This window comes from Cryobacterium algoritolerans, from assembly GCF_004402785.1.
GTDB classification, from domain to species: Bacteria; Actinomycetota; Actinomycetes; order Actinomycetales; family Microbacteriaceae; genus Cryobacterium; species Cryobacterium algoritolerans.
The window spans coordinates 45,392-68,729 of record NZ_SOFP01000072.1 but is presented as its reverse complement, the minus strand read 5'-3'; the positions used below and the strand labels follow the sequence as shown (position 1 = coordinate 68,729).

The following is a 23,338-nucleotide window of genomic DNA, read 5'->3' as shown; positions in this document are numbered from 1 at the left end:
GGGCTCACTTTCTTACCAGGTACCGGGAAGGGCAGGCGCGGCGGCGCCCGATGGGACTGCCCGGTACTTCTTCAGCACCTGGCTCATGACCTCTTGGAAGATCGGAGCAGATGCCGCAGAAGAGTTCAGTTTAACAGGATCCGCGAGGCTGACCGAAACGACGTACTCAGGATCATCGGCCGGGGCGAAGCCGGAAACGGAAACCAGGTAGCCGTGGGTGTAGCTGCCCTTGCCGTCGGGCATCTGCGCGGTACCGGTCTTGGCGGCGACCCGATAGCCGGGGATGTTCCACTTCGCGGCCAGCCAGCCCTTCTGGTAGACCATCTCGAGCATGTCCGCGGTGTCGCGGGCGGCCGACGCCGACACGACCTGGCTGCCCGCCGTGGCAGGCACCTCGGTCATCGTGCCGTCGGCGTGCCGGCACCCCTCGACCAGCTGCACGGGAAGCCGTACCCCGTTGTTGCCGATGGTCTGGTAGATGCTGGAGATCTGCAGCGCGGTGGTGGTCAGGCCCTGGCCGAACATGGTGGCGTACTTGGTCTGGCTGTCCCAGTTCCCAAAGGCGTGCAGGATGCCGCTGTCTTCGGCGGGGAACTGCGCCTCGGTGGCCTTGCCCAAGCCGAACCTGGTCATGTAGTCGTAGCGCTGCTGGTCGCTGAGTAGCTCGCCGAACTTCGACATTCCCGTGTTGGAGGATTCGATCAGCACACCGGTCAGGGTCAGATTGAGGTCGGCGTGCCCGGAACTGTCGTTGACGTTGGCCCCGTTCGGCGGCAGGTAACGGTAGGGCGCCACGATCTTGCTGCCGGGGGTGGCCAGGCCCGCATCGAGCACGGATGCCGCGGTGAGTGCCTTGAAGGTCGAGCCGGGTTCGAAGGAGGCCGTGAATGCCCTCGATCCGCGGTCGTCATGGTTCGCGGTCCCGTTCACGTTGTTGGGGTCGACCGACGGGTAATCGGCGACCGCGACGAGTTTGCCGGTCTTCACCTCCTGGACGACGACGGTTCCCCAGGCCGCACCGGTGGCCGTCGCCTGCTTGGCGAGGACCTGCTGCACGTACCAGTTCAGGTCGGAGTCGATGGTGGTGACGACGTCGCCGCCGTTCTGGGCCTGCCTGGTGGTGACGGTGCTCTGCGGCAGGCGCACCCCGTCGGCGCCCTTCTCGTAGGTCTCCGTGCCGTTCGTGCTGGCCAGGCAGGAATCCTGGCCGAGTTCAAGGCCTGCCTGCGCCTCTCCCCCCGACGAGACGAACCCGACCAGGTTTCCGGCGACGGCGCCGTCCGGGTAGACCCGGCTCGGATTCTTCTCGAAGTAGATCCAGGGGATCTCGAGCTTGTCGACAGCACGGAAAACATTCACGTCGACGGCCTTGGCCACGAACGCGTAGTCGGAGCCCTTGTCCTTGGCGAGGGCGCCGGAGATGATCGCCAGGATGGAGTCACCGGTTTTGCCGGTGAGAGCCCCGATCTCGGCTGCCGCCTGGGCGACCGTCACGGTGACCTTGCCGGCGTCGGTCGTGCGCGTGAATTCGGCGGCATTGCGCGGCGACAGGGTGATGTTGTACCGCATGACCGTCCCGGCCAGCACGACACCGTTGGCGTCGAGGATGTCGCCACGCGAGCCGTAAACGGGCTGTTCGACCGAACGATTGCCGAGCGACTCCGCATTCAGGGTGTCGGCGCGCACGATCTGGATGTCGACGAGCTTGACCACGAAGAGGGCGATGATCGCGAACAGGAGCACGATCGTTCCCGCGATGCGGCGCCTGCTTGACCGGGTGTTCGTCGCCACCGTCTGATCCTTACTGTGGCCGGGCCACGGGGTTGCCGGACTAGCGGGTTGCGGGGGTCGGGATGCCGTTCGGCAGAGCCTTCGGCGCGACGTCTGCGACCTTCGCCGCGGCGCCGACCGCGGCGCCGCCGACGCTGGCACCCTGGCCTGCACCCTGCGGCAGCTGCGTGACCAACGGTACGCCGGCGAGCAGCGCATTCGGCACGAGACTCGCCGAGCCGCCCTGACTTCCGGTGGCCGAGGCCGGCGCGCCGAGCACGGCGCCGTCGGACAGGCGGAGATAGACGGGGTTGGAGGTACTGACCATGCCCAGCGCCTCGGCATTGGCGGCCAGGCTCTGCGGGGAGGAGATCCGCACGAGGTCTTCGGTCACGCTTTCGGCGGTACGGCCGAGCTCGACCTGGCTGGCCTGCAGCCGAGACACCTCGTAGGCACCCTGGGAGATCCCCACGCTCAGCAGCAGCTGGACGACGACGATGGTCGTCATTCCGGCCACGGCCGAGAGCGCGTAGACGATCCGGGGCCTGGCGCGACGCTGGCTGCGGGTGGAGACGATTTCGATGTGGCGGGTGTCCTGGGACGGCGACGTGTCGGGGGTGCTGTCCCAGTTCGGTCGCAGGATGCGTGCGAGATTGTCACTCATGCGGCTCTCCTCAGTCGCTCGGCGGCGCGAAGTCGGACCGACGTCGCGCGCGGATTACTCGCTTTTTCCTCTTCGGAGGCCAGTTCCGCGCCTCTGATGAGCAATTTGAACAGTGGTTTGTGTTCAGGCAGTTCGATCGGCAGCCCGGCGGGGGCCGTTGAACCCGACGCGCCGGCCAGCAGCTTCTTGACGATGCGGTCCTCGAGGGACTGGTAGGCCATCACGACGATCCGGCCGCCGACGGCCACCGCTTCGAGGGCGGCCGGGATGGCCCGTTCGAGAACGGCCAGCTCCTGGTTGACCTCGATCCGGAGCGCCTGGAAGACCCGCTTCGCCGGGTGCCCGGTGCGCTGCACCGCAACCGGGGTGACCGCGGTGATCACCTGGACCAGTTGGGCAGACCGCGTGAACGGCATCGTGGCCCGAGCCTCGACGATGGCCTTCGCGTAACGGGCGGCGAGTTTCTCCTCGCCGTAGTCGTGGAAGATCCGCCGCAGGTCGGCTTCGCTGTAGCCGGCGAGGATGCGTTCGGCCGTGAGTTCGCTGGTGCTGTCCATCCGCATGTCCAGGGGCGCATCCTTGGAGTAGGAGAAGCCGCGCTCCACCCGGTCGAGCTGCAGCGACGAGACGCCGAGGTCGAAGAGAATGCCGTTCACCTCGCGGATGCCGAGCCCGTCGAGTGCCTCCCGGATGCCGTCGTAGACGGTGTGCACGAGGTGCACGCGGTCACGGAACGGCTTGAGTCGCGCCTCGGCGATCGCGAGGGCCTCGAGGTCCCGGTCGAGGCCGACCAGGACGAGGTTCGGGAAACGCTGGAGGATGGCCTCGGCGTGCCCTGCCATGCCGAGGGTGGCGTCGACGAGCACCGCGCCGGGCTGCTCCAGTGCCGGCGCGAGCAGCCCGACGCAGCGGTCGAGCATGACGGGGGTGTGGATGTCATTGATGGCCATATAGTCCCAGGAGTAGTTCCTGGCTCCTGATCCCCATCCATTCCTTCCTGGCACCGGGGAAGTGTGTCAGGGAGAACGGCTGGGAGTCAGGCGCCAGGTGCTAGATGAGTCCCGGAATCACCTCCTCCGAAGTGTTTGCGAACGAGGTTTCCTGTTCGGCGAGGTAGGTGTCCCATGCCGCGCTGTCCCAGATCTCGACCCGGGTTCCGGCGCCGATGACGGTGAGGTCACGGCCCAGGCCGGCGTAGCTGCGTAGGTTGGCCGGGATGGTCACCCGATTCTGCTTGTCCGGCATCTCGGCGCTGGCACCGGACAGGGTCATCCGCGCATAGCTGCGAGCCGCCTTGTCGGTGAGCGGGGCCTGGCCGATCTTGTCGGCGAATACCTCGAACTCACGGGTCGTGAAGACGTAGAGGCAGTTCTCCTGGCCACGGGTCATGACGATCCCCGGCGACAACTCGTCGCGGAACTTCGCGGGAAGGATGACGCGTCCTTTTTCATCGAGCTTGGGGGAATAGGTCCCGAGGAACATTCATCACCCCTTCCGGCCAGGTTCAGGTGTTACTCCACTTTACTCCACTTCGCTCCACCAAACAATGAAAATACGCCCCCTTTCGGGGATTTTTGCGAGAAATTCCCCACCATGACTGAGAAGCAGAAGTGGAGGGAAAATCGGCGCCCGGAACGAAAACGATCGATTTCGGGCATAAAAAAAGGGCCGATCGGATGATCGGCCCACATTGCGGGGGGAAAACGATTCTGCGGTGAGGTGGTGAGGTGGTGGGGCGCGGCTATGACACCATGTCGCTATCTGGCAGGGGACGACGGGCGAAAAATCCTACTGGCCGTCCTGTCGACGATCCCAGCGTTCGTTGAGACGGTCCATGAACCCCTTGTCGGCGGCCCGCGGGGCCGGACGACCAAGCGGTGGGGCGCCCATCCGGCGAGCGGACTTGCCAGGCGTGGTCGCGATGAGCACGCCGGCGAACATGACGATGAATCCGAGGATGCCGATCCAGAGCTGCTGAACGGCGACACCGGCGATCAATCCGCCGATGCCGGCGACTGCGGCGAGGACGCCGATCGCAATCGAGCGGTAATTGGGTCGGAGCGGCGAACCGCCGGCGGTCGACACGAAGTCGGCATCATTGTGGTAGAGACCGCGCTCCATTTCTTCGAGGAGTCGCTGCTCTTGTTCCGAAAGCGGCATCTCATTCCTCCTACTCGGACCGGCGGCTTGGCTCCCAATTCTAGCCCCGCTGGGATGGCTAGGCTAGGCACGTGGCTGAAAGCAATCAACTGATCGAACTGGTTCATTCTCGGATCGACGAATTCGTCGAAACCCGTCAACCAATTGTGACTACTATCAGCCCGGATCTTACGCCGCTGGTGGACTTCTCACGGCAATTTCTCAGCGGTGGCAAGGGCTTCCGGGCCCTCTTTTGTTACTGGGGCTGGAAGAGCGTCGAGGGCAGCCGATCCCCCGCCGAACCGGCTGCCGCCGACGACCCCCCTGCGCGATTGTCGCCGGTGGTCGCCGTCGCCGCAGCGCTCGAGATCTTCCATGCTGCGGCGCTCGTTCACGATGACATCATCGACAAGTCGGATACCCGGCGCGGCAAGGCGTCCGCGCATCGGCTCTTCGAGGCGATGCACACGTCGAGCGGGTGGGCCGGCAGCCGCCAGGACTTCGGGCAGGCCGCGGCGATCCTGCTCGGCGACCTCCTGCTCGGCTGGAGTGACGAGCTCCTCGACGAGGGACTGGCCGGGGTGCCGCGGGCCTCGGCCCAGGCCGCGAGGGCCCAATTCAACCGGATGCGCACCGAGGTCACGGCGGGGCAGTACCTGGACATCCTGGAGGAGCGAGCCTGGCTCACCCAGCCGGAGTCCGAACTGTTCGATCGGGCCATGCGGGTGATCGTCTTCAAGTCGGCGAAGTACAGCGTGCAGGCACCGCTCGTGATCGGTGCCGCCGTCGCCGGAGCCGAGGAGGAACACCTCGACACCCTGCGGGCATTCGGGCTGCCGCTCGGCATCGCCTACCAGTTGCGCGATGACCTCCTGGGGGTCTTCGGCGACGCGGCTGTGACGGGCAAGCCCAGTGGCGACGACCTGCGCGAGGGCAAGCGCACGGTGTTGGTCGCCCTGGCGAGACAGTCAGTGGCCGAGGACGACCGGAAGCTGCTGGACACGCTGCTCGGTGACCCCGGGCTCACCGCGGAACAGATCACCGGCCTGCAGCGGCTCATCAGCGACAGCGGTGCCGTGCGCCGGGTCGAGGACCTGATCCAGTCCAACGTGGCCGAGGCCCTGGCCGCGCTGGCCGGCTCGCCGATCGACGCCGAGGTGACCGGGCAGCTCGGCCTTCTCGCCGAAACCGTGACCCGAAGGGTCTTCTAGATCTCCTGGAGGGGCGTGGTGCCTAGGCGAGAGCCTGGGCGACCCGTCGCACTTCGGCCTTGCGGCCGGCCAGCAGCGCTACGATGGGTGGAACGCCCAGGCTGCTGTCCACCTCGAGAAGCCAATCCATGGCCTGCTCGTCGGTGAAACCGTCGTCACCGAGCACGATCAGGGTTCCGCGCAGTTCCGGGAGGGGGGCGCCGTCCTTGATGAATTGGGCCGGAACCTGCAGCGGGCCGCCACCGCGGCGGATGGCCAGCAGCTGCTTGTCATCGATCAGTTGGCGAACCCTGCTCTGGCTCACGCCGAGGAGCTGGACGAGATCGGGGATGGACAGCCACTGCTGATCTGAAAACGATTCGGTCACGTCACCAGCATTCCATGATTCCCGAACGTCGACAAACCCCCTGTCGGCTTTCCCGTGTGTTGACTCCGATAACACGGGGCACGCTGGTTGACTGTCATAATCATCTGTGTCAACGTTGCACGTTGTATGCAATCTGGACGGGGAGCGCCATGTCGGCAAAAGCCAGCAGAATCGGAGCACAGACAGGGCCACCAGTGGATGGCGGGCGGCACAGCCAGGGCCAGTTCGGGCCTCATCGGTCAGTCAGACGCCTCGCCACGATCCCCCTTGTTATCATCAGCACCATCGCCATCGCCCTGAACCTGGCTTCGCCGGCGGATGCCGCGAGCATCGCGAAGAAGCCGCTGAAGAGCCGGAGCAACCTGCCGGGCGCCGTCCCGGCAGCCCCCGTTCGCGGCCAGGTCGCGCGCGCATCAGCTGAGGCGGCGCCGACCCGGTACACGGTGGTCGAGGGTGACACCGTCAGCGCGGTGGCAGGCCGGTTCGGCCTGTCTACGGCATCCGTGCTCGCCTTGAACGGTCTCGGCTGGTCCGCCGTGATCTTCCCCGGCCAGACCCTCACCCTCTCCGGCCAGGCCGCGCCGGTCGCCGCAGCGCCGACCCCGGTCGCGGCCGAGATCACCCGGTACACGATCGTGGCCGGTGACACGATCAGCGGCGTCGCGGCCGCCCACGGACTGTCCGTGGGCGACATCCTGAGCGCGAACGGCCTCGACCGGGGCAGCATCATCTTCCCCGGCCAGGCCATCGTGCTGCCCGGTGCCGCCGCACCCGCAGTCGCGCCGGCCACACGACCGGCACCGGCCCCGATCCCCGCCCCGGCCACGGCGGCGACCGGCACGCACACCATCAACGCCGGCGACACCATCGGCGCCATCGCTGCGGCCGCGGGGGTCTCCGTGCAGGCTGTGCTCGACGCCAACGGGCTCGGCTGGTCCAGCATCATCTACCCGGGCCAGGTCCTGGCGGTGCCCTCCCTCGCCATCGCACAGGTCTCGTCGGTCGTCGTGTCGTCGGTCGCAGCCGCGCCGGTCGCAGACCCCGCGCGCCCCGAGCCGACGGCCACCGCCGGAGTCGTCACAACGCTGACCGACGAGATGCGCCAGAACGCCCGCATCATCGTGGCCGCCGGGCGTGCCGCCGGCGTCGGCGACGCCGGCCTCGTCGTGGCGCTGGCCGCCGCCGCCCAGGAATCCGGGTTGCGCAACGTGCATCACGGCGACCGGGATTCCCTCGGCCTGTTCCAGCAGCGACCGAGCGCGGGCTGGGGATCGGCTGAGCAGGTCATGGACCCGGTGCGCGCCAGCCAGGCCTTCTTCGGCGGAGCCGGCAACCCGAACCGAGGAGTCACCCACGGTCTGCTCGACATACCCGGCTGGGAGGCCATGACCGTGACCCAGGCGGCCCAGGCCGTGCAGATCTCCGCCTTCCCCGACTATTACGCCAAGTGGGAGACGTCCGCTCGGGCGTGGCTCCCCGAACTGGGCTGACCTGGGCCCCAAACCGCGCCCTTCTTACCCGCAAATCCCCCGGGTTCCGGGTGTCCTGCAACGGTGAACGCCGTATCCTTCCCTAGAATTGTCTGGTGAGCGATAGCCCTGCCGATCCGATGATCGGCCGTCTGATTGACGGCCGCTATCAGGTGCGCTCTCGAATCGCCCGCGGCGGCATGGCCACCGTCTACCTCGCCACCGACCTGCGCCTCGAACGCCGGGTCGCGATCAAGATCATGCACGGCCACCTTGCCGACGACAACGCCTTCAAGGCCCGCTTCGTTCAGGAGGCCCGGTCGGCCGCCCGGCTGGCCCACCCGAACGTCGTCAACGTGTATGACCAGGGCCAGGATGCCGACATGGCCTACCTGGTGATGGAGTACCTGCCGGGAATCACCCTGCGCGACCTGCTCAAGGATTACGGCAGGCTCACGAGCGAGCAGACCATGGACATCCTCGGGGCCGTGCTGTCCGGGCTCGCCGCGGCGCACAAGGCGGGGATCGTGCACCGAGACCTCAAGCCGGAGAACGTGCTACTCGCCGACGACGGCCGGATCAAGATCGGTGACTTCGGCCTCGCCCGCGCCGTCAACAACAACACCGCCACCGGGCAGGCACTGCTCGGCACGATCGCCTACCTCTCCCCCGAGCTCGTGACCCGCGGGATCGCCGACGCGCGCAGCGACATCTACGCGCTCGGCATCATGACCTATGAGATGCTCACCGGCGAGCAGCCCTACGTGGGCGAAGCTCCCATGCAGATCGCGTACCAGCACGCGAACGACACCGTGCCGATGCCGAGCACCCGGGTGCCGACGATCCCGCCCGAACTTGACGAGCTCGTCAGCTGGGCGACCGCCCGCGACCCGGAGAACCGCCCGCGGGATGCCAGGGTCATGCTCGACCAACTCCAGGACGTCGACAAGATCGTGCGCGCGTCCTCCGCCGATCAGACCGCCCTCCAACCGACGATGATCCTCTCCACCGGGCTGTCGAGCGCGGTCGCCGACGCGGCGACCCAGATCCTCGGTGTCAAACCCCTCGCCACGGCAACCAAGTCCAAAACGCCGCCGCCCAAGCCTGACAACGCGGCACGCCTCACCGACAACGCACGCAAACGCAAACGCAAGGGCTACTGGCTGTTCACTCTGGTCATGTTGCTCGCGGCCCTGGCCGGCGGTACCGGCTGGTACTTCGGCTCAGGGCCCGGCTCGCTCGTCGCCGTCCCTCAGCTCGTCTCTGCGTCGCCGGAGGACGCGACCAGCCAGCTCACCAAGCTGGGCCTGAAGGCCACACTCGGCACCCAGTACAGCGGCACGATCGCGGCCGGCCTGGTCGCGAGCACCGAGCCGGGCGCCGCCGCTCGCGTGGCCAAGGGCGGCACCGTCACGCTGCGGGTATCCCAGGGACCCCAGCCGATCACCCTGCCCGTGCTGGCCGGCCTGGCCACGGATGCCGCCACGAAGGCGATCACCGACTTGAAGGCCTCCGTCGGCGGCACCGACTCGGTCTTCAACGGCGACGTCGCCGCGGGAACCGTCATCTCGGCCAGCCGGGAGAGCGACTCGGGCGACGTGTCGCAGGGCGGCGGCTACTTCGAGGGCATGAAGGTGAACCTGGTCGTCTCGCTCGGGGGCATCCCCGATGTCGCGGGCAAGTCCGTCGACGACGCGACCGCCGTCCTCAAGGAGAAGGGCCTGGCTGCCAAATCCGGCGAACAGACCTACAGCGACTCGATCCCGGAGGGCCATGTGATCAAGGCCTCCGCCGCGGGCGACGGCCCTGTGCGCGTGGGCGATACCTTCAACCTGACGATCTCACGCGGCCCGGAGCCCGTCGTTGTTCCCGATGTCGTCGGCAGATCCTGGGGCGAAGGTAAGAAGATCCTCAGCGACCTCGGCTTCAAATTAACGTACAACCCCGGCGCGGATGCGCCTGTCTACTCTTCTCTGATCCAGGTCGCGTCAACAGATCCGGCCGCGGGTACCTCCGCCCCCAAGGGAAGCACCATCACCCTCAAGCCGACCAATCCGTTCGGATAGCGTCCGCACACACCGCCAATTGAGCGCCCACTGAGCACCAACAGGCCACCCCGCCGTGAGACTCGTCCGGCGGGCCGACGGCATCCGTTGCCCGGTGTGGCCCGCCAGAACGGATTGTGCGCAGGTCGAATTCGACGGAGATACTTTCCCAAAAAGCAGTTTTCGCAGGAAAACAGGTGATATTTGGAAAAATGTCCGTCGAACTCGACGGCGGCGGGCCGGGGACTGGCCGGGCTAGCGGGCGGCGAGTTCCTCCGCCACGAGGAAGGCCAGCTCGAGGGACTGCATGTGGTTCAGGCGCGGGTCGCAGAGCGACTCGTAACGAGTCGCCAGGGCGGCCTCGTCGATGTGCTCGGAGCCGCCAAGGCACTCGGTGACGTCGTCGCCGGTCAGCTCCACGTGCACGCCGCCGGGGTGGGTGCCCACGCTCCGGTGGGCCTCGAAGAAGCCGCGCACCTCGTCGACCACGTCGTCGAAACGACGGGTCTTGTAGCCGGTCGGGGTGGTGACGCCGTTGCCGTGCATCGGGTCGGTGACCCAGAGCGGCTGGGCGTCGCTCGCCTTGATCGCCTCGAGCAGGGGCGGGAGGGCGTCGCGCACCTTGCCGGCACCCATCCGGGTGATGAAGGTTAGGCGTCCGGGTTCGCGGTTCGGGTCGAGCTTGTCGACCAGGCGCAGCATGTCGTCGGCCTGGGTGGTCGGGCCGAGCTTGACCCCGATCGGGTTGCGCACCCTGGACAGGAAGTCCACGTGAGCGCCGTCGAGTTCGCGGGTTCGCTCCCCGATCCAGATGAAGTGCGCCGAAGTGTTGTACGGGGTGCCGGTGCGGGAGTCGATCCGCGTCATCGGTCGTTCGTAGTCCATCAGGAGACCCTCGTGGCTGGTGTAGAACTCCGTGCGACGCATCGCCTCGAAGTCGGCGCCGCAGGCGATCATGAACTTGATGGCCCGGTCGATCTCCTTGGCCACCTTCTCGTAGCGCTGGTTCGCCGGGTTCGCCGCAAAGCCCTGGTTCCAGCTGTGCACCTGGCGGAGGTCGGCGAAACCACCCTGGGTGAACGCACGGATGAGATTGAGGGTGGATGCGGCGGTGTGGTAGCCCTTCACCAGGCGCGCCGGGTCGGCCTCGCGCGATTCGGGCGTGAAGTCATAGCCGTTGACGATGTCGCCGCGGTAGGCCGGCAGCGTGACGCCGCCACGGGTCTCGAAGTCGCTGGAGCGCGGCTTGGCGAACTGGCCGGCCATCCGCCCCATCTTGATCACGGGCATCGACGCGCCGTAGGTGAGCACCACGGCCATCTGCAGCACGGTCTTGACCCGGTTGCGGATCTGCTCAGCGGTGGCGCCGCTGAAGGTCTCGGCGCAGTCGCCGCCCTGCAGCAGGAAGGCCTCGCCGCTTGCGGCCTGGGCCAGCCGGTCGCGCAGGATATCGACCTCGCCGGCGAAGACGAGCGGCGGCTGAGTGGACAGCTCCGCGGATGCCAGGGCGACGGCCTCGGCGTCGGGCCAGGTCGGCTGCTGCTTGATCGGCAGTGAGCGCCAATAGTCCAGGCCAGCGATCACAGATCGATCTGCGACAACGACTGGTTCGGTAGGGTCTACCACTGGGCTAGTCCTGTTTTCTCTTGCGCGGCACGCGGGAATCTTGCCTGCCGGGGGTGGGTTTGTGGCCGGTTGCGGCCGGGGAATCTGGGCGAAACCAATGACGCGAGCTTATCGCGAAAGGCTTGCCCGCTTTTCTTTCACGCTGGTGGCGTAGACGTCCACGTACTCCTGAGTGCTCAGTCGCTGCAGTTCGTACATCAGTTCGTCGGTGATCGAGCGCAGCACGAACCGGTCGCCCTCCATGCCGTCGAACCGGCTGAAGTCCAGTGGCGTGCCGATCACGACGCCGATCCGGCGCACCTTCGGGATGCGGGTGCCGGTTGGCATGGCCTTCTCGGTGTCGATCATCGCGACGGGGATCACCGGCACGCCAGCCTCGAGCACCATTCGGGCCACCCCGGTGCGGCCGCGGTACATCTTGGCGTCAGGGCTACGCGTGCCCTCCGGATAGATGCCGAGCACGCCGCCGCCGGCGAGCACGCGCAGGCCGGTGTTGAGGGAGTCCTCGGAGGCCTTGCCGCCCGAGCGGTCGATCGGAAGCTGGCCGGTGGCCTTGAAGAACTGGCGCGTGGCCCAGCCCTTGAGGCCCTTGCCAGTGAAGTACTCGCTCTTGGCCAGGAAGACGACCCGCCTGGAGACGACCAGGGGGAGGAACACCGAGTCGATGAAAGACAGGTGGTTGCTGGCGAGGATCACGCCGCCCTCTTTGGGGATGTTCCCCAGCCCGACCACCCAGGGCCGGAAGATTCCGAGCACCAGGGGACCGATGACAATGTTTTTCATGAACCAATAAAACATTGGGCTCCCTCCGTTGGACTCCCTGAGCCTACTTCGTGAAAACGTGCTTCCGCGCGAGGTCGGCCGCACCGACCACGCCGGCATCGTTCACGAGCTGGGCAATGGCGAACTCCGCCTCGGGGTGGTAGCCCCTGGCCGGGAGGTTCTCCAGGTAGGCGGCCCGAATCGGCTCCAGCAGCAGGTCGCCGGCGTCGGCGACTCCCCCTCCGAAGACGAAGATCTGCGGGTCGAGCACGGCGGAGAGGCTGGCACAGGCCTGGCCGAGCGAACTGCCCAGCTGGCGCAGCGCGGCCAGCGCGCCGTTGTCGCCGTCCTGGATCAACCGACCCACGTCCTTGCCGGTCAGCTTGCCCTTCCCCTTGCGGGCGGCGGCGAGGCCTTGGCCGATTCCGCCGGCATCCGCCAGCTCGTTGGCGATCCGGAGCAGGGCACGGCCGGAACCGTACTGCTCGATGCAGCCCTGGGCGCCGCAGCCGCAGGAGCGCCCGTTCGGGACGATCCGCAGGTGCCCAAGCTCTGCGGCGCAGCCGAAGCCGCCGCGAAAGAGCCGGTTTTCGGAGATGATCGCGCCGCCGACGCCGGTGCCGATGGTGAGCATGACCATGTCGCTGTACATCTGGCCGGCGCCGAAACAGAATTCGGCCCAGCCGGCGGCGTTGGCGTCGTTCTCGATCAGGATCGGCATGTCCAGGCGCGCCTCGAGGGTTGCCCGAAGAGGTTCGTGGCGCCAGTTGACGTTGGGGCCGTAGTAGACGACGGACTGGGCCGCGTCGATGAACCCGGCCGCGGCGATTCCGGCGGCGACGACCTCCTCGCCTTCGGCGAGCCCCGTGATCATCTCGACGACGGCGTCTTCGATGCCGCGCGGGTCGCTCGCTGTGGTCGGGCGGCGATCGGAACGGATGATCGTTCCGAATTCGTCGACGAGGGCGGCGGCGATCTTCGTGCCACCGATGTCAATCCCAATCGCGTGCACAGCGAACTTCTTTCTTAGGCGTGGCCGGGGAATTGGGCCGCAGAGCGATCAGAGCTGCCGGGGCGTCCCCTCTAGAGTGTAGTGAACCAGCGCACGGCCAGGCGAAACGTCCACGACCGCCGGCCCACCCGGATAGAGTGGGGGAAATCCCGTCCGGTGCCAAAGGAGTTACCGTGAAACAGTTCGACCAGCCCGCTATCGTTCCCGCCGACCCCGAGGCCAACGTCACCGACCTCCTGGCCGCTCGCGTCGCGGCCACGCCGGAGTCCGTGCTCTTCTCGCTTCCCGTCAACGGCCAATGGGTCCCGGTCACCACCGCGGAATTCCACCGCCAGGTGGTTGCCCTGGCCAAGGGCCTCGTCGCCGGAGGGATCGAACCCGGCGACAAGATCGGCCTGATGTGCAAGACCAGGTATGAGTGGACGCTGATCGACTTCGCTGCCTGGTATGCAGGTGCTGTGCTCGTGCCGGTCTATGAGACCAGCTCCCCCATCCAGATCCAGTGGATCCTCGGTGATTCCGGCGCCACCGCCGTGATCCTCGAGACGGCCGACCACTTCTCCCGGTTCGACGAGGTGCACCCCGAACTGCCGAGCATCCAAACCGTCTGGCAGATCGGCCTCGGCGACCTCGACAAACTCGCCGCCTCCGGCACGGGCGTCACGGATGCGGAGATCGAGCGCCGCCGCAACATCGCCGTGGGCGACGACATGGCCACGCTCATCTACACCTCCGGGTCGACGGGCCGCCCGAAGGGCTGCGTGCTCACCCACTCCAACTTCGTGGAGACGACCCGCAACGCCTCCGTGGCCCTCAAAGAGGTGCTCGAGGACGAGCATGGAGCATCCACGCTGCTCTTCATCACCACCGCACACATCTTCGCCCGGTTCATCGCCGTGCTCTGTGTGCAGTCGGGCGTGCGGGTCGGCCACCAACCGGACACCCGTCAGTTGCTGCCCGCGCTCGGCACGTTCAAGCCGACCTTCCTGCTGGCTGTCCCCCGCGTCTTCGAAAAGGTCTATAACTCCGCCGAGCAGAAGGCCGAGGCGGCCGGTCGCGGCAAGATCTTCGAGGCGGCGGCGCAGATCGCCGTGGACCATTCGATCGCCGTCGACCAGGGCAAACCGGTTCCGCTGATGATGAAGATCAAGTTCGCCATCTTCGACCGTCTCGTCTACAGCAAGCTGCGCGCCGCGATGGGCGGCAACGTCAAGTACGCCGTGTCGGGGTCCGCGCCCCTCGGCGCTCACCTCGGCCACTTCTACCACAGCCTGGGGATTAAGATCCTCGAGGGCTACGGACTCACCGAGACCACGGCGCCGACCAGCGTCGGGCTCGCGACCAAGTTCAAGATCGGCACCGTCGGCCCGCCCCTGCCCGGCGTCTCCGTGCGCATCATGGACGACGGTGAGATCGAGGTGAAGGGCGTCAACGTCTTCAAGGAGTACTGGAAGAACCCGGAGGCGACCGCTGCCGCATTCCAGGACGGCTGGCTCCGCACCGGCGACATCGGTGACTTCGACAGCGAGGGATTCCTCACCATCACCGGGCGCAAGAAGGAGATCATCGTCACGGCCGGCGGCAAGAACGTCGCCCCGGCCGCCCTCGAAGACCCGATCCGGTCCAATCCGCTGATCGGGCAGGTCGTTGTCGTTGGTGACCGCAAACCGTTCATCGCGGCCCTGGTGACGCTCGACCCTGACATGCTCGCGGTCTGGCTGAACAACAACGGTGAGGATGCCGGCATGTCGCTGGCCGAGGCGGCCGTGAATCCGAAGGTCGTCGCCGAGGTGCAGCGCGCGGTCGACCACGCCAACGATCACGTCTCCCGGGCCGAGTCGATCCGCAAGTTCATCGTGCTCACCACCGAGCTCACCGAGGACAACGGCTATCTCACCCCGAAGCTGAGCATCAAGCGGGACCTGATCCTCAAGGACTTCGCCGACGTCATCGCGGGTATGTACGCGGGTGCGCCGATCACCGAGAGCACCCCGCTGCGCGCCTGAGGCGTGCAGCGGGCCCACGCACGGGTCAGAACCAGGTGGACTGCCGGATCTCCTTCATGGCGGCCCGCCGATTCTCCTTGTCGAGCCGGTCGAGGTATAGCAAACCGTCCAGGTGATCGGTCTCGTGCTGCAGCGCCTGCGCCATGATGCCGGTCCCGGACAGTTCGACCGGGTTCCCCTCCAGGTCGATGCCGGAGACGCGTGCGAAGGGGAAGCGACTGGTCGGGTACCAGAGGCCGGGCACCGACAGGCAGCCCTCCTCAACCAGCACGGGCTCGCCGGTCACCTCGACGACGACCGGGTTGAGGATGTAGCCGATTTCGCCGTCGACGTTGTAGCTGAAGGCCCGCAGATTGACGCCGATCTGCGACGCGGCAACGCCGGCCCGGCCGGGGAGACGTACGCTGTCAACCAGGTCGTCGACGAGACCCCGCACCCGGGCATCGATGATGCCGATCGGGTCGGAGACGGTCTTGAGTACGGGATCTCCGAATAGTCGGATCTGGCGCTCGGGCACAGGGAAGACTCCAAGTCTGTTCGTGCGGTGATTGCCGCGGTGACGGTGGCGCTGGTGGTGCCGGCGCTGGTAGGTGCCGGTGCGCTCGGTGCGCTCGGTTCAGATCGCCCGGTCGGCCGGCAGGCCCTCCACCACGAGTGCCGCAAGGGTCCTGGCCGCAAGCTGGGTGATGGGCTTGAGGTCGTTGTAGGAGATGACGCTCCCGGCGGCCAGCTGCGGGTCATACGGGATCCGCACGATCTCGCGCACCCTCGAACGGAAATGCGACTCGATTTCCTCGAGCTTGACCAGGTTGGTGCCCGCAGTCGCCGTGTTGAGGGCGACGATGGCGTTCTGCACCAGGTCTCCGTAACCGTTGGCCTCCAGCCAGGTCAGGGTCTCGGAGGCAAGGCGAGCCTCGTCGACGCTGCCGCCGGAGACAATGACGATCGAGTCCGCGCGCTGCAGGGTGGCGCGCATGACCGAGTGAACGATCCCTGTGCCGCAGTCGGTGAGCATGATGGAGTAGTACCGGGCGGCAAGGTCGGCGACGACGTTGTAGTCGTTCTCGTCGAACGCTTCGGAGAGCAACGGGTCGGTGTCGGAGGCGAGGATGTCCAGCCGGGTGGCGTCGCGGGAGACCAGCGCTGAGAAGTCGGTGAAGCCTCCGATCGACGCGGCCTTCGACACCACGTCCCGCACAGTCGACCTGGTCTGTTTGCTGACCCGTTCGGAGAGCGTGCCACGGTCGGGATTCGCGTCGACGGCGATGATCCGATCTTCGCGGGCGTCGGCCAGGGCCATGCCGAGCAGGGCGGTGACGGTGGTCTTGCCCACGCCACCCTTGCGGGTGAGGATCGGCACGAACCGGGTGCCGCCCTCGAATTCCCGGCGGATGCGCTCGTCCATCGCGTCGTGGGCGCGCACCTTCGCCGAATCGCCGAGGTTCACCAGGTGCAGGGTCGCCGCGTAGACGAAGCTGTTCCAGGTGCCGTGGGGCGGCGGTTTGGTCTTACGGTTGACCGCGAGCAGGCGGTCGGAGGTGAGCATCGCCGCCGACTCAGGCGCCGACCCGTTCTCCGTGCGCAGGCGCTCACGACGGGAGTGCGCGGCGGCGTCCGCGGCCGGGGCCGACAGGGCGACGACGACGCCCGGCGCCGGCCGGGCGGCGCGGGGAATCCCCGGCGTGCTGATCTCGACCGTGTGCGTGGCCGGGTGCGCACCGGTGTCCACTGTCCCGGGCCGGCCGGAGCGGCCGGCCCGTTCGTTTGCCGCCGGTCGAGCGGACAACGACGCGTCCGCTCGACCGTTCAGGCTGCCCGGAAGCGCAGCCGCCAGGTTGTGAATCGTGTGCGGCGGCAATTCGCTGTTGTACTCGTCACCGGGAACTGTGCCCGGCGTCATGGAGGGTTCCTGGCCGGAGACCTCGTCGCCCGTGCGCTTATCTGACAAAAGACCCGTCCCTTCGTCGATAGATCGGCCCCAATCCTAGCGCGGTCGCACCACCACGAGCAGATCGCCCGCATCCACCTGCTGGGTTTTGGGAATCGCGACCCGGTCGACGACACCGCTGATGGGAGAGGTGATCGCCGCTTCCATCTTCATCGCTTCGATGGACGCCACGCTCTGTCCGGCCTCGATGGTGTCACCCTCCTCGACCTGCAGGGTGACCACCCCGGAGAACGGGGCGGCAACCTGGCCCGGCCGGTTCGCATCCGCCTTCTCCGCCGCCTTGGTGCTGACGGTGATGCTGCGGTCGCGCACGAACACCGGGCGGAGCTGCCCGTTGAGCGTCGTCATGACGGTGCGCATACCCTTGTCGTCTGCCTCGCTGATTGCTTCGAGGCCCACGTACAGCCGCACACCCCTGGCGATCTCGACGGCGTGCTCCGTGCCTTGCTGGAGGCCGTTGAGGTAGTCGACGGTGTCGAGCACCGACAGGTCCCCGAACAGCTCGCGGATCTGCTCATACTGGCGCGTCGGCGCCGGGAAGAGCAGCTGGTTGAGCATCGCCCGGCGGGTGAGACTATCCTTGCCGAGGGCGTCGCGTTCCTCAGCGGTGAGCTCGGTGACCCCGATACGGATGTTGCGCCCGGCGAGCACCTTGCTGCGGAAAGGTTCGGGCCAGCCTCCGGGCAGGTCGCCCAGTTCCCCGGCCATGAAGCCGATCACCGAGTCCGGCACGTCATAGTTGCCGGGGTTCTCGGCGAAATCTGCCGGGTCGGCGCGCACCGCGGCGAGGTAGAGGGCGAGGTCGCCGACGACCTTCGACGAGGGGGTGACCTTCGGCACTCGGCCGAGGATGTTGTTCGCCGCGGCGTACATGTCCTCGATCAGTTCGAAGTCGTCGGCCAGGCCCAGCGCGACCGCCTGGGTGCGCAGGTTGGAGAGCTGGCCGCCGGGGATCTCATGGGTGTAGACCCGGCCGGTCGGAGCGCGGAGGCCCGATTCGAAGGGGTGGTAGACCCGGCGCACGTCCTCCCAATACGGCTCGAGGTCGCAGACTGCCTTCAACGAGATTCCCGTGTCGCGTTCGGTGTGGGCGAGCGCGGCGACGAGCGAGGAGGCGGAGGGCTGACTGGTGGTGCCGGCCATCGGGGCGCTTGCGACGTCGACCGCGTCGGCGCCGGCGCGCGCGGCGGCGAGCAGGGTCGCCAGCTGCCCGCCCGGCGTGTCGTGCGTGTGCACGTGCACCGGCAGCTCGAACCGGTCGCGGAGGGCCGCCACGAGCTTCTCGGCGGCCGCCGGGCGGAGCAGCCCGGCCATGTCCTTGATCGCGATGATGTGCGCGCCGGAATCCACGATCTGCTCCGCGAGCCGCAGGTAGTAGTCGAGCGTGTACAGGCTCTCGGCCGGGTCGAGCAGGTCGCCCGTGTAGCAGAGGGCCACTTCGGCCACGCTCGTGCCGGTCGCGAGCACCGCGTCGATCGCCGGGCGCATCTGGGACACGTCGTTGAGCGCGTCGAAGATCCGGAAGATGTCGACGCCGGTGTCAGAGGCCTCACGCACGAAGGCGTGGGTCACCTCGACCGGGTACGGCGTGTAACCGACGGTGTTGCGGCCGCGGAGCAGCATCTGCACGTTGATGTTCGGCAGGGCCTCGCGAAGCGACGCGAGGCGTTCCCACGGGTCTTCGCCGAGGAAGCGCAACGCCACGTCGTAGGTGGCTCCACCCCAGGCCTCGATCGAGAGCAGCTCGGGGGTCATCCGTGCCACGTAGGGGGCGACCGCGACGAGGTCGCGGGTGCGCACCCTCGTCGCCAGCAGCGACTGGTGCGCGTCGCGGAAGGTCGTGTCGGTGACGGCGAGGGCCTTTTGCGCGCGCAGGTCGGCGGCGAAGCCCACCGGGCCGAGCAGTTGGAGACGCTGGCGTGAACCTACCGGGGCCGCAACGGACAGGTCGAGCTTCGGTAGCTTCTCGGCCGGGTTCAGCAGGGTGATCGGCACGCCGTTGGGCTTGTTGACCGTGACGTCGGCGAGCCAGTTCAAGATCTTTGTGCCGCGGTCCTTCGAGGCCCGGCCGCGGAGCAGCTCCGGTCGCTCATCGATGAAGGAGGTGCTCAGGTTACCGGCGGCGAAGTCGGGGTCGTCGAGCACAGCCTGCAGGAAGGACACATTCGTCGACACCCCGCGGATGCGGAACTCGGCCAGGGCGCGCTTTGATCGGGTCACCGCGGACGTGAAGTCACGGCCACGGCAGGTGAGCTTGGCGAGCATCGAGTCGAAGTGCGGGCTGATCTGCGCGCCGGGGTTGATGGTTCCGCCGTCGAGGCGCACGCCGGCGCCGCCGGGAGAGCGGTAGGTGGTGATCTTGCCGGTGTCGGGCCGGAAGCCCATGGTGGGGTCTTCCGTGGTGATCCGGCACTGCAGGGCGGCCCCGCGAAGCTGGATCTTATCCTGGGCCAGGCCGAGGTCGGCGAGGGTCTCCCCCGCGGCGATCCGGATCTGCGCGACGACGATGTCGACATCCGTCACCTCCTCGGTGACCGTGTGCTCGACCTGGATCCGCGGGTTCATTTCGATGAACACGTGCTGCCCGGCCCGTTCGCCGACGGTGTCGAGGAGGAACTCGACCGTTCCGGCGTTGACATAGCCGATCGACTCGGCGAAGGCGATGGCGTCCGCGTAGAGGCGCTGGCGGATCTCGTCGGAGAGGTTGGGCGCCGGGGCGATCTCGATGACCTTCTGGTGTCTGCGCTGCACCGAACAGTCGCGCTCGAACAGGTGCACGGTGGCGCCGGTCGTGTCGGCCAGGATCTGCACCTCAATGTGACGGGGTCGCAGCACGGCCTGCTCGAGGAACATGGTCGGGTCGCCGAAGGCGCTGTTGGCCTCCCGCATCGCCTCTTCGAGGGAGCCGCGGAGTTCGCTCATCTTGGCGACCCGGCGCATGCCGCGCCCCCCACCGCCGGCGACGGCCTTCGCGAAGATGGGGAAGCCGATGGCCTCGGCCGCGGCGATCAACTCGTCGACGTCGCGCGACGGCGCACTGGACCCCAGCACCGGCACGCCGGCCGCGATCGCGTGTTCCTTGGCGGTGACCTTGTTGCCGGCCATTTCCAGCACGTGCTCGCCCGGGCCGATGAAGGTGATGCCTGCTTCGCGGGCTGCGCGGGCCAGTTCGGGGTTCTCGGAGAGGAACCCGTAGCCGGGGTAGATGGCGTCGGCGCCGCTCTCCTTCGCTACCCGGATGATCTCGCTCACGGTGAGGTACGCACGCACCGGATGCCCGGGCTCACCGATCTGGTACGCCTCGTCGGCCTTCAGCCGGTGGAGGGAGTTCCGGTCCTCGAAGGGGAACACCGCTACCGTTTTGGCACCGAGCTCATAGGCCGCACGAAACGCACGAATCGCGATTTCCCCGCGGTTGGCAACAAGAATTTTCGTGAACATGCAGACCTTTCGAGCGTGGCGTCGCACACAGCTGACGGTTAGGTTCTCCCAGACTAGTGAAGGTAACGTGTCTACTTGTGCACGTACTAAGCGTTAGCTCCCTCAAGGGAGGAGTAGGCAAGACCACGGTGACCCTTGGTCTGGCGTCTGCTGCCTTCGCCCGCGGCGTACGAACCCTGGTTGTGGACATTGATCCCCAGTCGGATGTCTCGACCGGCATGGACATCGAGGTGACCGGCCACCTCAACATCGCCGACGTCCTCGCGTCCCCTAAGGAGAAGGTCGTTCGCGCTGCCATCGTGCCCAGCGGGTGGACCCGCGGCCGGCAGGGAACGATCGACGTGATGATCGGCAGCCCGTCCGCGATCAATTTCGACGGACCGCACCCCAGCATCCGTGATATCTGGAAGCTGGAAGAGGCATTGTCAACGGTCGAGAAGGACTACGACCTCGTCCTGATCGACTGTGCACCCTCGCTCAACGCCCTCACCCGCACCGCCTGGGCCGCCAGCGACCGCGTCGCCGTGGTCACCGAGCCTGGTTTGTTCTCCGTCGCGGCGGCGGACCGGGCACTGCGGGCGATCGAAGAGATCCGCCGCGGTCTGAGCCCACGACTCCAGCCCCTCGGCATCATCGTCAACCGGGCCAGGACTGCCTCGCTCGAGCACCAGTTCCGGATCAAGGAACTCCGCGACATGTTCGGCCCGCTCGTACTCAGCCCCCAGTTGCCTGAGCGCACGTCGCTCCAGCAGGCGCAGGGCGCCGCGAAGCCATTGCACACCTGGCCGGGCGACAGCGCCCAGGAGATGGCCCGCTACTTCGATCAGCTGCTGGAACGGGTGCTCCGCACCGCGCGCATCGGCGAATACGCCGAACAGCACTAGCCGACTCTCGGCACGGACGTGCTCGGTGGGTCGGCGCGTGACTGGCAGCGCAGGAGCGGCGGCGCGTGACTGGCAGCGCAGGAGCGGCGGCGCGTGACTGGCAGCGCAGTAGCGGCGGCGCGTGACTGGCAGCGCAGGAGCGGTCAGGAGACCTTGCGGCTGGTCCGGCGCGCGGCGAGCTCGTCGGACGGGTCGATGGTCTGGGTGTCCAGCTCGACGAGACTGGTCTCGACCTCACGGAGCACCTTGCCGACGGCGATGCCGAAGACACCCTGCCCGCGGCTGACGAGATCGATGACCTCGTCGTTGGACGTGCACAGGTAGACGCTCGCGCCGTCGCTCATCAGCGTGGTCTGGGCCAGGTCGCTCACTCCCGATTCGCGCAGCTGGTTGACGGCGGTGCGGATCTGCTGGAGCGAGATGCCGGTGTCAAGCAGGCGTTTGACGAGTTTGAGCACCAGGATGTCCCGGAAACCGTAGAGACGCTGGGAACCCGATCCGGCGGCGCCACGCACCGTCGGCTGGACCAGTTCGGTGCGGGCCCAGTAGTCGAGCTGGCGGTAGCTGATGCCGGCGGCCCTGGCGGCCACGGCACCGCGGTAACCGGAATGCTCGTCGAGCTCCGGCATCCCGTCGGTGAAGAGAAGTCCGAGTCCGTAGCGGGAGGCGTCGTCACGCTGGTTGAGCTCACTCATACGATCGCCTCTCGGGGGTGTCTGCGATACCGATGATCGCTGTATCAACGCTACCGAGGCGAACGGCCCTGATCAATGACATCCGACCGAACAAATCAGCGTGTCGGATGCAAGGAAACCTCGGGTCGACTGCGGCGGGGACCGGCGTCGGTCCCCAGTGTATGTCTTATTTGGTGAGGCGCCCGAGGGCGGACCGGATCAGGCTGCCGCGAATCACCTCGAGCTGGCCGGCGATTTCGACCGCCATTTCGGCGGCTTTCGCACGGCTGGAGGCGTCTTTCCGACGCGACAGCGGAACCAGGGCGCTTTCGATCAGGCCGAGTTCCCGCTCAGCGGCGCCCCGGAAACCACGAAGGTGCCTCGGCTCGATGCCGCTGCGCTGCAACTCCACCAGGGCACGAAGCACGCCGAGCGCGTCGTCTCCGTAGACGTCCGCCGGGAGGATGATCGAGGCGGAAACGGCGTCGTGCAGCAGCGTGGCGGCGGCCCCGGCCTCGCGCAGGAGTTCGTCCCTGCTCAACCGGCGCACGTTCGAGAGCATGGAGGGGCCGGGGGTCACCCCGCCGGGAAGGGTAGGGGTGAGGCCGTTGTCGATGTCTTCGAGGTAGCCGCGAATGACCTTCAGCGGAAGGTAGTGGTCGCGCTGCATCGACAGGATCAACCGCAGGCGGTCCAGGTCCACCGCGCAGAACTTGCGGTAACCGGACTCGGTCCGGGCCGGGGAGACGAGTTTCTGTTCCTCGAGGAAACGCAGCTTGGATGGCGTGAGTTCCGGGAACTCAGGGGTCAGCCGGGCCAACACCTGTCCGATGCTCAAGAGTGACGTCGCGCCCGGCTGCCTTGCCTGGGCGGAGGACGCGGGCACTAGTCGCTCGCCAGTGGCGAAAGGTCGAGCCGCGAGGCGTAGAACGTCAGCCGGAACTTGCCGACCTGGACCTCGGCGCCGTCGTGCAGCAGCGTCGAATCGATCCGGACGCCGTCGAAGTAGGTGCCGTTGAGCGAAGCGAGGTCTTTCACCTCGAACGTGCGACCGCGGCGGAGGAACTCAGCGTGCCGACGTGAGACGGTGACGTCGTCGAGGAAGATGTCAGCATTGGGGTGGCGGCCGACGGCGGTGACGTCGGCATCCAACAGGAATCGCGCCCCCGAATTCGGTCCGCGACGCACCACGAGCAGTGCCGACCTGGAGGGGAGCGCCGCGATGGCCTCTTGCTCCTCCGCCGTGACATCGCCGTCGAGGGCGGCCAGCTGGGCCGCGAACTCCTGGCTGAACGTCATCGTCGTGTCGGTGTTGGCGAA

General features: G+C 67.2%; 20 protein-coding genes. 5 read left to right on the top strand and 15 right to left on the bottom strand.

Annotated elements, in window-relative coordinates:
* Window positions 1-12: 12 nt before the first annotated feature.
* The 5 genes from E3O19_RS14870 to E3O19_RS14855 all read right to left on the bottom strand — a co-directional run bounded on the left by E3O19_RS14870 (window position 13) and on the right by E3O19_RS14855 (window position 4,594).
* Window positions 13-1,791 (bottom strand): peptidoglycan D,D-transpeptidase FtsI family protein, encoded by a 1,779-nt coding sequence (locus tag E3O19_RS14870; RefSeq protein ID WP_241981401.1) that lies wholly within the window; start codon window positions 1,789-1,791, stop codon window positions 13-15.
* Window positions 1,792-1,831: 40 nt separating this feature from the next.
* A complete protein-coding gene (gene ftsL / locus E3O19_RS18460) occupies window positions 1,832-2,434 on the bottom strand; it encodes a cell division protein FtsL (RefSeq protein WP_241981400.1) in 603 nt (200 codons plus the stop codon).
* Window positions 2,431-3,384, bottom strand: coding sequence for a 16S rRNA (cytosine(1402)-N(4))-methyltransferase RsmH (gene rsmH, locus E3O19_RS14865; RefSeq protein WP_134568860.1), 954 nt, complete (start codon window positions 3,382-3,384; stop codon window positions 2,431-2,433). The genes ftsL and rsmH overlap by 4 nt, the downstream gene beginning before the upstream one ends.
* A gap of 100 nt (window positions 3,385-3,484) precedes the next feature.
* Window positions 3,485-3,916 carry a division/cell wall cluster transcriptional repressor MraZ gene (gene mraZ / locus E3O19_RS14860; RefSeq protein ID WP_134568858.1) on the bottom strand — a complete coding sequence of 144 codons (432 nt, stop codon included), beginning with the start codon at window positions 3,914-3,916 and terminating at the stop codon, window positions 3,485-3,487.
* Between the two features lie 306 nt (window positions 3,917-4,222).
* A complete protein-coding gene (locus E3O19_RS14855) occupies window positions 4,223-4,594 on the bottom strand; it encodes a DUF3040 domain-containing protein (protein WP_134568856.1) in 372 nt (123 codons plus the stop codon).
* 71 nt (window positions 4,595-4,665) lie between these two features.
* On the opposite strand from E3O19_RS14855, the gene E3O19_RS14850 reads away from it, so the two are divergent.
* Window positions 4,666-5,784, top strand: coding sequence for a polyprenyl synthetase family protein (locus E3O19_RS14850; protein WP_134568855.1), 1,119 nt, complete (start codon window positions 4,666-4,668; stop codon window positions 5,782-5,784).
* Window positions 5,785-5,806: 22 nt separating this feature from the next.
* Here the strand turns inward: E3O19_RS14850 and E3O19_RS14845 are convergent, their stop codons facing one another.
* A complete protein-coding gene (locus tag E3O19_RS14845; RefSeq protein ID WP_134568853.1) occupies window positions 5,807-6,151 on the bottom strand; it encodes an Rv2175c family DNA-binding protein in 345 nt (114 codons plus the stop codon).
* A gap of 149 nt (window positions 6,152-6,300) precedes the next feature.
* Between E3O19_RS14845 and E3O19_RS14840 the strand changes: the two genes are divergently transcribed.
* Together E3O19_RS14840 and pknB are read left to right on the top strand one after the other, a co-directional pair.
* Entirely contained in the window at window positions 6,301-7,641 is a 1,341-nt protein-coding gene (locus E3O19_RS14840; protein WP_134568851.1) for a LysM peptidoglycan-binding domain-containing protein, read from the top strand.
* A 95-nt stretch (window positions 7,642-7,736) separates the two neighbouring features.
* The gene (pknB, locus tag E3O19_RS14835) at window positions 7,737-9,686 is read left to right on the top strand and encodes a Stk1 family PASTA domain-containing Ser/Thr kinase (RefSeq protein WP_134568849.1); all 1,950 of its coding nucleotides are present in this window, start codon (window positions 7,737-7,739) and stop codon (window positions 9,684-9,686) included.
* Between the two features lie 234 nt (window positions 9,687-9,920).
* On the opposite strand, the gene E3O19_RS14830 is transcribed toward pknB, so the two are convergent.
* From E3O19_RS14830 to E3O19_RS14820, 3 genes are all read right to left on the bottom strand, one after another.
* Entirely contained in the window at window positions 9,921-11,249 is a 1,329-nt protein-coding gene (locus tag E3O19_RS14830; RefSeq protein WP_134568847.1) for a class II 3-deoxy-7-phosphoheptulonate synthase, read from the bottom strand.
* 150 nt (window positions 11,250-11,399) lie between these two features.
* Window positions 11,400-12,089 carry a lysophospholipid acyltransferase family protein gene (locus tag E3O19_RS14825; RefSeq protein ID WP_134568845.1) on the bottom strand — a complete coding sequence of 230 codons (690 nt, stop codon included), beginning with the start codon at window positions 12,087-12,089 and terminating at the stop codon, window positions 11,400-11,402.
* A 28-nt stretch (window positions 12,090-12,117) separates the two neighbouring features.
* Complete coding sequence (locus E3O19_RS14820) at window positions 12,118-13,065, bottom strand: ROK family glucokinase (RefSeq protein ID WP_134568843.1); 948 nt, start codon at window positions 13,063-13,065, stop codon at window positions 12,118-12,120.
* 173 nt (window positions 13,066-13,238) lie between these two features.
* On the opposite strand from E3O19_RS14820, the gene E3O19_RS14815 reads away from it, so the two are divergent.
* On the top strand, window positions 13,239-15,071 hold the full coding sequence (locus E3O19_RS14815) for an AMP-dependent synthetase/ligase (RefSeq protein ID WP_134568841.1): 1,833 nt from the start codon (window positions 13,239-13,241) through the stop codon (window positions 15,069-15,071).
* Between the two features lie 25 nt (window positions 15,072-15,096).
* On the opposite strand, the gene E3O19_RS14810 is transcribed toward E3O19_RS14815, so the two are convergent.
* From E3O19_RS14810 to E3O19_RS14800, 3 genes are all read right to left on the bottom strand, one after another.
* Window positions 15,097-15,588 carry a peptide deformylase gene (locus E3O19_RS14810; protein ID WP_134568839.1) on the bottom strand — a complete coding sequence of 164 codons (492 nt, stop codon included), beginning with the start codon at window positions 15,586-15,588 and terminating at the stop codon, window positions 15,097-15,099.
* 99 nt (window positions 15,589-15,687) lie between these two features.
* Entirely contained in the window at window positions 15,688-16,971 is a 1,284-nt protein-coding gene (locus E3O19_RS14805; protein WP_241981398.1) for a MinD/ParA family ATP-binding protein, read from the bottom strand.
* An 84-nt stretch (window positions 16,972-17,055) separates the two neighbouring features.
* Window positions 17,056-20,460, bottom strand: a complete 3,405-nt coding sequence (locus E3O19_RS14800) for a pyruvate carboxylase (RefSeq protein WP_134568837.1) — start codon at window positions 20,458-20,460, stop codon at window positions 17,056-17,058.
* A gap of 77 nt (window positions 20,461-20,537) precedes the next feature.
* Here E3O19_RS14800 and E3O19_RS14795 point away from each other — a divergent pair, with 77 nt between their 5' ends.
* Window positions 20,538-21,344, top strand: coding sequence for a ParA family protein (locus E3O19_RS14795; RefSeq protein ID WP_134508497.1), 807 nt, complete (start codon window positions 20,538-20,540; stop codon window positions 21,342-21,344).
* Between the two features lie 143 nt (window positions 21,345-21,487).
* Here the strand turns inward: E3O19_RS14795 and E3O19_RS14790 are convergent, their stop codons facing one another.
* The 3 genes from E3O19_RS14790 to E3O19_RS14780 form a co-directional block, all read right to left on the bottom strand.
* Complete coding sequence (locus tag E3O19_RS14790; protein ID WP_134508499.1) at window positions 21,488-22,039, bottom strand: MerR family transcriptional regulator; 552 nt, start codon at window positions 22,037-22,039, stop codon at window positions 21,488-21,490.
* 166 nt (window positions 22,040-22,205) lie between these two features.
* The gene (gene ftsR, locus E3O19_RS14785) at window positions 22,206-22,904 is read right to left on the bottom strand and encodes a transcriptional regulator FtsR (protein WP_134568835.1); all 699 of its coding nucleotides are present in this window, start codon (window positions 22,902-22,904) and stop codon (window positions 22,206-22,208) included.
* Window positions 22,904-23,317, bottom strand: a complete 414-nt coding sequence (locus tag E3O19_RS14780; RefSeq protein ID WP_134568937.1) for an FHA domain-containing protein — start codon at window positions 23,315-23,317, stop codon at window positions 22,904-22,906. Before E3O19_RS14780 ends, ftsR begins: the two co-directional genes overlap by 1 nt.
* Window positions 23,318-23,338 lie beyond the last annotated feature (21 nt).

Bases quoted from the DNA above. Each gene is read 5' to 3' on its own strand.
- ftsL (WP_241981400.1), bottom strand. From the start codon at position 2,434: ATGAGTGACAATCTCGCACGCATCCTGCGACCGAACTGGGACAGCACC.
- rsmH (WP_134568860.1), bottom strand. From the start codon at position 3,384: ATGGCCATCAATGACATCCACACCCCCGTCATGCTCGACCGCTGCGTC.
- mraZ (WP_134568858.1), bottom strand. From the start codon at position 3,916: ATGTTCCTCGGGACCTATTCCCCCAAGCTCGATGAAAAAGGACGCGTC.
- E3O19_RS14855 (WP_134568856.1), bottom strand. From the start codon at position 4,594: ATGCCGCTTTCGGAACAAGAGCAGCGACTCCTCGAAGAAATGGAGCGC.
- E3O19_RS14840 (WP_134568851.1), top strand. From the start codon at position 6,301: ATGTCGGCAAAAGCCAGCAGAATCGGAGCACAGACAGGGCCACCAGTG.
- E3O19_RS14825 (WP_134568845.1), bottom strand. From the start codon at position 12,089: ATGTTTTATTGGTTCATGAAAAACATTGTCATCGGTCCCCTGGTGCTC.
- E3O19_RS14805 (WP_241981398.1), bottom strand. From the start codon at position 16,971: ATGACGCCGGGCACAGTTCCCGGTGACGAGTACAACAGCGAATTGCCG.
- E3O19_RS14800 (WP_134568837.1), bottom strand. From the start codon at position 20,460: ATGTTCACGAAAATTCTTGTTGCCAACCGCGGGGAAATCGCGATTCGT.
- E3O19_RS14790 (WP_134508499.1), bottom strand. From the start codon at position 22,039: ATGAGTGAGCTCAACCAGCGTGACGACGCCTCCCGCTACGGACTCGGA.
- E3O19_RS14780 (WP_134568937.1), bottom strand. From the start codon at position 23,317: ATGACGTTCAGCCAGGAGTTCGCGGCCCAGCTGGCCGCCCTCGACGGC.